A 2,896-nucleotide genomic window follows, 5' to 3' on the forward strand; every position below is an offset into this window, starting at 1 on the left:
CTGTGCAGCTTTCAGCCGGTTTCCTTGGTAATCGTAGCCGCGGGATACTACGATTAGATAACTGTTTTGCCCTCGTTTTCGGATGCTTGCCATTTTGACCACTCCTTTGTTTGGTTTGACACAAAGGATACCAACCTCTGCGATACAAAGCCATCACCAAACCCAACGAAGAACGGCCACGATACTTGTGCAAACCGGGCAAAACACCAAGAATTTGCAAACGCAACCAATAGGGAGGATTCTCCTAAAAGGGAAAATCCTCACTGTGGGTGTGCCGGACAAACAACCCCCCGGGGCTCATAACCCGGAGGTCGCAGGTTCAAGTCCTGTCCCCGCAACCATGGCGAGTGTTCTTATAGCATTTGAAAAGCTGTAAGAACACTCGTCTTTTTTTATTGTTTTCATCCGGCGATTTCGGCTGGGATGTAGTTCACGAACACGCCCTTTCGGGTATTGACGGTCACATCAGGGATGGGCAGGGGCAGTATTTTAGGGATTGTGATTTCTCCCACGCAGTTATAATGGATGCGAAGCCGCTGCTCCCATACACCATCAATTTTCTCCGCATTGTAAACCTCGATCTTCTCAACCAATTCGTTGAGCATCCGGGGCGTGAGCTTGCGTGCGCGGGTGTACTTTCGCACCAAAGAGATGAACATATGCCAATTGGTTGAACAGTTACACGGCCCAATTCGAATCTGGCATATCTGTTTTAGATTTAGGATATGGCACGGGCATAAATTTGCCTGCATTACTTGGGTTTAGCGCTAATGCAGTTGCGCTGATTTTAGTGAGCCTGCAATTAAATAAAAGCCTCTTTTCCGGAGAAAGGTTGTACCCTCTCTGCTTCGATATGAAAGATAGGTTTCCATTCATTGATAGGCAAAGATTTCGGTACAGCTCCATGGCTGGCGGCAAAACGCAAGTAATCCTTAACACAACGGCCAGGGTGGCGACGCCGTTTTTGGTGACACCGATCAGATCATATAACTGTGAAAGTTCCAGGGTTGCAAAATGCGGCCGGTACTGCTTCCGGCGCAGGATATACTGCGCCAGACGATCCTGGACCCGGACCTGCTCCACAGGGCGGCTATCGTCCCGGTACTTTTTGCAAAGATCAGGTTTCGCCACCGCGGTTGAGGGTGCGCCGGTTGTTGGGAAACCAAATGGCCGGGGTGAACACCGCCAGCCCCACCGCTGTGGTATCTCCAGGGTTGGAAACGATGTGGGGCAGGTTGGACTGCACCACAGTGGTGTCACCGGCGTTCAGGTGGATGGTCTCGGACTCCACCAGTACATCCAGCTGCCCCTGTTCAAGAAGGAGGATCTCCTCACTGGGATGGATCACCGGCAGGTCGCCGTCCTTGCAGTGAGGTTCCAGCTCAAAGCGTATGACCAGCGACTGAGGTACAAACTCCCCGTTGGGCATAGGCGTAAGCAGATGATACCGTATATTGGAGTTGGGCTGGGAGAGGATCATCATGTCCGCCTGGCGGGTCGTCAGGCCGGTGCTGCTCTCGCCTCCCATAAACAGATAGGTGGGGACGTCCAGGGCGGCGCTGAGTTTGCGCAGGGTGGACAGGGACGGGTCGGTAAGGTTGCGCTCGATCTGGGAGATATACCCGATAGACAGGCCGGTCTTTTCGGCCAGTTCCTTGAGGGTGATGCCCCGCTTTTTCCGAATATTTCGTACCTGTTCGCCCAGCATAGAACCTCCCGCTTTTCTGTAAAAATTTCGTTTACAGTATATCACAAAACAGCCTGTGCGTAAATAAGCGAGAAAATTTTTGCTATTTCTAAAAATTTTACCCCAAAAATCAAACATATCCCCACCATCTTCTCCAAAACTATTCGAAAAAGTGAAAAAAGCCGAAAACTCTTGACGATGAATTTTAGAAATAGTAAAATTATATAAAAATTTACTGTGCAGGAGGCATCCCATGAAAATCACAGATGTAAAGGTGGAAACCATCCGCATCCCCATGAAAAAGCCCTTCCGTATCGCCTTTGCGGTACAGGATCATTCGGTGAACGTGCTGGTGAAGATCACCACCGACGAAGGCCTGTGGGGCATCGGTGAGGCCGCCCCCTTTGAGCCGGTGACCGGCGAGAGCACCGCCACCGTGCTGGAAGCGCTGAAACTGTTCCGCACCGGGCTGATCGGCATGGACCCGCTGGATATTGAGGGCATCCACGGCATGATGGACCGGCTGCTGGCGGGCAACACTTCGGCCAAGGCCGCGGTGGACATTGCCCTGTACGATATCAAGGGCAAGCTGATGGGCCAACCCCTGTACAAAGTACTGGGCGGCAACGTGAACCAGATCGTCACCGACATGACGGTAGGCATCGACACGCCGGAAGCCATGGCCGCCGAAGCCCGGGAACGGGTGGAGAAGGACGGTTTCACCATCCTGAAAATCAAAGCCGGCATCAACCCGGCAGAGGATATCCAGGCGTTGACCCTGATCCGCCAGGCGGTAGGCCCCAACGTCCGCCTGCGTGTGGACGCCAACCAAGGCTACACGGTCAGCGATGCGGTACGTACCCTGAAAGCATTTGAACAGGTGGGTGTGGAAGCCGTGGAACAGTGCCTGCCCAGCTGGGATCTGGACGGCATGCGGTTTGTGCGTTCCAAGGTGGACCTGAAAGTCATGCTGGACGAGTCGGTCCACTCCCCCATTGACGCGGCGAAAGCCTGCAAGATCGATGCGGCGGACATCATCAACATCAAACTGATGAAGTGCGGCGGCCTGTACCCGGCAGAAAAGATCAACGCCATTGCCGAGGCAAACCATGTACAGTGCATGGTAGGCTGCATGCTGGAGACCAAGGTGGCCATTGCCGCCGGTGTGAGCCTGGTTGCTGCCAAGCAGAATATCACCGAGGCGGACTG

The 2,896-nt window shown here is 53.3% G+C and carries 3 protein-coding genes; 1 reads left to right on the forward strand and 2 read right to left on the reverse strand.

Translation table 11 applies throughout. The features are described 5' to 3' along the window. Positions 1-401: 401 nt before the first annotated feature. Together H6B10_RS13790 and H6B10_RS13795 are read right to left on the reverse strand one after the other, a co-directional pair. Positions 402-659, reverse strand: coding sequence for a DUF4368 domain-containing protein (locus tag H6B10_RS13790; RefSeq protein ID WP_243427396.1), 258 nt, complete (start codon positions 657-659; stop codon positions 402-404). A 458-nt stretch (positions 660-1,117) separates the two neighbouring features. Next, positions 1,118-1,708 (reverse strand): helix-turn-helix domain-containing protein, encoded by a 591-nt coding sequence (locus tag H6B10_RS13795; RefSeq protein WP_204652131.1) that lies wholly within the window; start codon positions 1,706-1,708, stop codon positions 1,118-1,120. A gap of 232 nt (positions 1,709-1,940) precedes the next feature. On the opposite strand from H6B10_RS13795, the gene H6B10_RS13800 reads away from it, so the two are divergent. Further along, positions 1,941-2,896 (forward strand): mandelate racemase/muconate lactonizing enzyme family protein (locus H6B10_RS13800; protein WP_204652132.1); only part of this gene is annotated, 956 nt, incomplete at its 3' end.

Source organism: Gemmiger formicilis (genome assembly GCF_016901605.1).
Classification (GTDB): domain Bacteria; phylum Bacillota; class Clostridia; order Oscillospirales; family Ruminococcaceae; genus Gemmiger; species Gemmiger formicilis_B.

Excerpts from the sequence above, each read along its gene's own strand:
- H6B10_RS13790 (WP_243427396.1), bottom strand. The coding sequence starts at position 659 with ATGTTCATCTCTTTGGTGCGAAAGTACACCCGCGCACGCAAGCTCACG.
- H6B10_RS13795 (WP_204652131.1), bottom strand. The coding sequence starts at position 1,708 with ATGCTGGGCGAACAGGTACGAAATATTCGGAAAAAGCGGGGCATCACC.